The 6,659-nt window shown below is 76.5% G+C and carries 1 protein-coding gene and 1 pseudogene; both read left to right on the plus strand.

The genetic code is table 11. The annotated features are described in order from the left end of the window. Positions 1-219, plus strand: a pseudogene (locus Q5694_RS34685) (acyltransferase domain-containing protein); the annotation flags it as partial. Next, the coding region (locus Q5694_RS34690; protein ID WP_333937504.1) for an SDR family NAD(P)-dependent oxidoreductase at positions 216-6,659 on the plus strand (6,444 nt) is incomplete at its 3' end. The pseudogene Q5694_RS34685 and the gene Q5694_RS34690, both read left to right, overlap by 4 nt.

A 6,659-nucleotide genomic window follows, 5' to 3' on the forward strand; every position in this document is an offset into this window, starting at 1 on the left:
ATGCATCAGGCCCTGGCCGCCTACGCCGATGTCGTCCCGGGTGCGATCGACTGGGCCGGAGTCCATGCCGGCAAGGGTCACCGGACCATGACCCTGCCCACCTACCCCTTCAACCGGCAGAACCTGGTGGCACCCCCCGCCCGCCGCGAACGCGCGGCGAGCGCCGTGGGCCACCCGCTGTTCGACCGTCACTACGAGCACCGGAGCGAGGGACAGTGACGAACCCGGCCGAGACGTACGAGAAGACGTTCACGGGCCAGGAGCCCTTCATCGCCCAGCACCGTTCCGCGGGGACCGGGCTGCTGCCCGCCGCCGTACAGCTGGAGATGGCGCTCGTGGGCGTCGCCCGGCGCCGGCGGTTCGCTCCCCTGGAGCTGACCGGCGTAACGTTCCTCCGTCCCCTCTTCATCGCCGACCGGGCCACCGCGCCGGTCCGGCTCGACGTCACCGACGACGGCACCGGGCTGATCCGCTTCGAACTGACCACCGTCGTCTCCGGCAGCCGCAAGCCGCTGTCGGCCGGCGCCGGACGCTTCCTCCCGGCGGGCACGCGGCCGCCGCGCGCCGACGCGGGCCAACGGCCCGCCGGTGCGCGGGACATCACCCCGGAGCGGCTCTACGCCGGATGGGAGGGGCAGGGACTCCAGTACGGGCCCGACTTCCGTACCGTGCGCGCACTGTCCGTCCACGACGGCGAAACGGCTCGCGCCACCCTGCGGTCCGACGCCGAGCCGATGCCCTGGTACGCCGATCCGCTGCTGGTGGACGGCGTGTTCCAGGTCGTCAGCTGCGCGCTGCAGGACCTGTCGGGCGCGGACGGCCCGTATCCCATGCTGCCGATCGGTCTGGAGCGGCTCGCCCTCTTCACCGACCTGTCGGCGCTGACGGACGAAGTCACCGTCCACGTCCGCCGCACGGGCGACGACGGCGCCTACGCGACCGCCGACGCCCTCCTGCTGGGCCGCTCGGAGGAAGTCCTCGCCGAGTTCCGGGGCGTGCGGATGCGCCGGACGACCGGCGTGGCAGGCACGACGGCCCCGGCCCGGCGGGAGCCGCTGCCTGTCTCTCGCATCGCCTGGCACCCTCGGGAGAGTGAGTCCGGCCACCGCGAACCGGCGTCCGGCACCTGGGTCGTGCTGCACCACGGCCCAACCGACCGGCTCGGCACCGGCGTCGCCGAACGGCTGCGGGCCGACGGCGCCCGCGTGGTGGAGGTCGCCGCCGGCCCGGCCGCGGCTCCGAGCGGCACTCCCGACCCGGACCTGCCGACCCTGGACCGGCGTGACGAGGAGGCGTTCCGGCGGCTCTGGGACGAGGTAGGCGACCCCGTCGCGGGCCTGGTCCACCTGTGGAACGCCGACGGCCCGTCCGACGGCGGCCGGGGCGAGGAGGAGGAGCTGGGCCTCGGCCTGTACTCCTGCCTGGCGGCCCTGCGCACCCTCGGTGAGCGGCAGCGCAAGTGCCGCTTCCTCGTGGTGACGCGCGACGGCCAGCCCGTCGCGAACGGCGACCGGCCGGTCCCCGCCCGCTCCGCCCTGTGGGGCCTCGTGCGCACCGCCGCCATCGAGTACCCGGGGCTGCGCCCGCGCCTCGTCGACCTCGGCGGCGACCCCGGCGAACTGCTCCCCGCCCTCGTGGCGGAACTCGGCGACGTCCACGCACCCGTCGAGGTCGGCTACCGGGACGGCGTGCGGCACGTGCCCGTCCGGGTGCGCGACCGCTCGGCTTACACCCCGCCCCACCCCGCCGGGCAGGGACCCGTGCGGCCCGGCGGACGCTACCTCGTCCTCGGCGGTCACGGCGGCCTGGGCCTTGAGGTGGCCGAGCGGTTCGCCCGGGAGGGCGCCGGTCTCGTCGCGCTGGTCAGCCGCTCCGGCGCGAACCCCGCCGCCGAGGAACGGATCGCCGCGATCACCGCCCACGGCTGTGCGGCCGTCTCGTACAGCGCGGACATCACCGTCCCCGGCGCCCTGGCGGCGCTGGTGGAGCGGATGCGGCAGGAGCACGGGGAGGTGCACGGCGTGGTGCACGCCGCGGGCACCCTCAAGGACGGGCTCATCCGCAGTGCCACCGCCGAGGACGTGGCGGCGGTGATGCGGCCCAAGGCCGACGGGGTCCGCGAACTGGCCGCCGCCGTGGCCGGGCGGGACCTGGACTTCGCGGTGCTGTTCGCGTCCGTCTCGGGAACGTTCGGCAACCTCGGGCAGGGTGGCTACGCCGCCGCCAACGCCTACCTGGACGGCTACGCCCACGCACACGGGGCACCGTGGCTCAGCGTCGACTGGGGCCTGTGGGGCGAGGTCGGCATGGGCACCGCCGTCGCGGACCGGCTCCGGGCGCGCGGCGTCCGCCCGCTGACCACCGCGGAGGGCCTGGACGCCCTCGTCGCGGTGCTGGGGGCGGACCGGCCCGCCCGGCAGCTCGTCATCGCCCACCCCGACGCCGGCACCGAGATCGCGGAGCCCGACGACCCGGCGGACCGCGCCGGGTCCGCCACGCCCGCGCAGGCCGGGCCCGCCACCCCCGCCGGACAGGCGGAGGGCGCCGCCGACTCCGGTGGGGAAGCGGGGGACGCGGCGGAGCGGGTCGCCGACGCGCTGGCGGGCTTCCTCGCGCAACGGCTGGGAATCGCCTCCTACGACCGCGAGGCGCCCCTGTCGGAGTACGGCATGAGCTCCATCATGAGCGTCGAACTGTCCGAGGAGCTGTCCCGCAGGTGGGGTATCGGCCTCCCGGCCACGCTCTTCCTCGAGTACGGCACCTTCGAGGAGCTGGTGGAGGCACTGATCGAGCGCTACGGCGCGGCGGCCGCGCTGCCGAAGCCGGCCGGGGGCGGCGCCACCGACTCCTCCGAGGCCGCCCCCGGCGGCGCCACCGACACCGCCGTGCCCACCGGGCTCGCGGAGCCTTCCGAGTCCACCGGGCCCGCCGTCCCCGAGGACGCGCCCCGGTTCGACGCCGGTCCCGCGGCCGTTCCGTCCACCGCCGCCACCACTGCCGCCCCCGCCGGACGCCCGGAGCGTTCCCGGCGCCCGGCGCCCGACGGGGGGTACCGGGACGTCGCCGTCGTCGCCGTGTCCGGCGACCTCCCCGGCGCCCCCGGCGGTGTCGCGGAGCTGTGGCCGCTGCTGCGCGCCGGAGGCCACGCCTTCACCGACGTACCGGCCGAACGCTGGGACGTGCAGGCCCACTTCGAGCCGCGTGGGCCCCGCATGACGGGCACGTACTGCCGCAAGGGCGCTTTCCTCGCCGGTACCGACCGGTTCGATCCGGCCTTCTTCGGCATCTCCGTACGCGAGGCCGAGGAGATGGACGTCCAGCAGAAGCTGCTGCTGGAGCACGCCTGGGCGGTACGGGACGACGCCGGCCTCGCCGGCCGCCGCGACATCGGCGTCTTCGTCGGCGCCACCTACACCCACCACCGGGACACACGGGGACTGGAGAGCGTGGGGCCGCACACCGCGCTCGGCTCCATGAACGCGGTGCTCGCCAACCGGATCTCCTACGCCCTCGACCTCACCGGCCCCTCGCAGACGGTCGACACGCTCTGCTCGTCCTCGCTGGTCGCGCTCCAGCAGGCGGTCGCCGCACTCCGCGACGGCCGGTGCGGTGCCGCGATCGTGGCGGCCTGCCAGGTCGGGCTGACACCGTGGTACTACCGCAGCCTCAGCCAGCTCGGCGCCCTGTCGGAGACCCTGCCCAGGCCCTTCGACGAACACGCGGACGGCTTCCTCCCCGGCGAGGGCGCCCTCGCCGTGCTGCTGAAGCCGCTGGCCGACGCGGAGCGCGACGGCGACCGGATCTGGGGCGTCGTCCGGGGCACGGCCGTCAACCACGGAGGACGCGGCAGCGCCCTGCCCGTGCCCCGCAGCGAGGCCCAGGCCGCCGTCGTCCGCGCGGCGCTGGACGACGCCGGGCTCGCCCCGGCCGACATCTCCCTCATCGAGACGCACGGCACCGCGACCCGGCTCGGCGATCCGATCGAGATCGCCGCGCTGACCGAGGTCTTCGGCGACGACCCCGACCGCGACGGACCGTGCCATCTCGGCGCCGTCAAGGGCAACATCGGGCACCTGGAGCCGGCCGCCGGGCTCGCCGGACTCGTGAAGGCCCTGCTGTGCCTGCGGCACGGGGAGATCCCCCCGGTCGCCGGGTTCGAGAAGCCCAGCAGCCATCTCGACCTGTCCTCCGGGCCGTTCGAGATTCCGACGGAGCCCCGCCCCTGGACCTCTCCGGGGCCCCGGCGCTTCGGTGTCAGCTCCTTCGGCATGGGCGGGACCAACGCTCACGTCGTCGTCGAGGAGTACCTCGCGGGCGGCCGCGCCGGGCAGGCCGGGTCCGCACCGGCCGCCGAGGCCGCCCACGAGGACGGCGCGCCGGGCGAGCACCTGCTCGTCGTCTCCGGCCACACCCCCGAGGCCCTGGCGCGGCGCACCGCCGACACGCGTTCGCTGCTACGCGGGGAGACCGCCTCCGGCCTGCGGGAGCTGTGCCGCTCCAGCGCCGTCGGGCGGGACCACCGGGCCTACCGGGTCGCCGTGCTCGGCCGTACGGCCGAGGAACTCGGCGCCGGCCTGGACCACGCCCTGCGGCTCGCGGACCGGGCCCCCGGCACCGTCCTGCGCGGATCCTCGCTGGTGGAGACCGCGTCGGACGGACTCGGCGCCGCGGCCCTGCGCTACGCCGAGGGCAAGACCGTCGACTGGGCCTCCGTGTACCCGGACCCGGCGGTACGCCGCCGGTCCCTGCCTCCGTACCCGTTCCGTGCGGCCGCGGCCGCCGCCGGTACCGCTCCCGCGGCCGCCGTCCCCCCGGGCCCCGCCGGTAGTGCGGCCGGAGCGCCGGCCGAGGACGTGGCCGAGGCCGTGCGCGGGCTCTCGCGTGCGCACCGCGTGCTGGGCGAGGACACCGTGCCGGGCGCGGTGCCCCTGGCCCTCGGACTGCGGGCGGCCGGCGACGTGCGGGACGTCGCCTTCACCGGCCGGGGGACCGGCCCCCATCCGCTCACCAGCGACCTGGACGAGCCGGGCCGCACCGGCCCGGCCACCTTCCGGCACGCCGGCCGGGTCATCGCCCGGCTCACCACCGGCGGTTCCCAGGCCGGGCCCGCACCTGCCGCGCGGGACGTGGACGCCGTGCGCGCGGAGCTGGGCCGCAGTCTGGCACCCGCGGGCCTGTACGCCTGGTTCGCCGCCAAGGGCATGGAACTCACCGCGCCGCTGCGGTCGATCTCCGAGGTGCACTACGGCCCCCGCCGGGTCCTGGCCCGCGTCGACCTCGCGCCGGCCGGCAGCCCCTTGGAGGCCGAGACGGCGGCGCTCGACGCGGCCCTGCAGGCCATGGCGGTGCTCACGCTCGCCGCCCCCGAGGCGCCCACCGGCACCTTCCTGCCGGTCTCCGTCGACCGGGCGGCCCGCTGGGGCGACCCCGCGCACACCGCGTACGTGCTGCTGGACGGTGCCGAGCAGGCCGCCGAGGACGTACGACGCGGCGACGCCGCCCTGCTGGCGGCCGACGGCCGGGTCCTGGTCCGCCTCGACGGCATCGAGTACCGGACGGTGACCGGGCACACCACCGGCACCACCGGCGAAGGCGCCACCGCCGGTCCGGCCCTCACGCCCACCGGCGCCGGGGCCACCGCCGGTCCGGCCCGTGCCGCGGACCGGGGCGCGGACGACTTCGCACGCACACCCCGTACGCCCCGTCACGCGGCGGCCGAGGAGGCCGTCGTCGAGGTGGTGCGCGCGGCCCTGCACGACCCCCGCATCACCGCGACCACCTCACTGTCCGCCGTCGGCATCGACTCCATGCTCGCCACGGCCGTCGCGGCCGAGCTGGACGAGAAGTACGGCGTACCGCTCAGCCCGACGGACGTCCTCGACGCCGCCGACTGCCGCACCCTCGCCGCCCACGTCGCCGGACTGGCCCCGCAGGAGGCGTTCGCCGGGCCCGCCGCCGACACGGCGGCGGGCGACGCCGACGGCGGCCGGCCCGCGCAGACCACGGGAGGCCGCGCCCCCTCCGGGCAGGCCGGGGAGACCGGGACGGCCGAACGGCCCGGACGGGCGGAGCCGGCGGACGCGCCGGCGACCCCCGCCGCGCGGATCGCCGCCGACCGTGCCACCGACCGGCCCGCCCTCTTCGGCGCCGACCCCGGCGAGGCGGTCTCCGCCGACGACGTGGCCGTGATCGGGCTGGCCGTGGCCCTGCCCGGTGCCACCGACCCGGACCGCCTGTGGGACCTGCTGGCGGAATCCGGCGACCGGATCGGTCCGGCCCCCGCTCACCGGTGGGGCCGGTACGCCGGCCAGCGGGAGCCGGACGTCGGCGGATTCCTCGACGGCGTCGAGGAGTTCGACGCCCGCTTCTTCGACTTCTTCCCCAAGCAGGCCGAGGCGCTCGACCCGCAGGCCCGCTGGCTGCTGCGCACCACGTGGGAGGCGCTGGAGTCGGCCGGGCTCCCACCGCGCGGACTGTCGCCCTCCACGGGCGTGTTCGTCGGCGCCAGCTACCAGCACTACAAGGACTACAACCTCCCCCCGGAGCTCGACGCCCCCGCCGGCCTGGGCAACCACAACGCCTTCCTGGCGAACCGGGTGAGCTTCTTCCTGGATCTGCACGGGCCGAGCATGACGATCGACACGCTGTGTTCGTCGTCG

Source organism: Streptomyces sp. AHA2 (assembly GCF_036857595.1).
Taxonomy (GTDB): Bacteria; Actinomycetota; Actinomycetes; order Streptomycetales; family Streptomycetaceae; genus Streptomyces.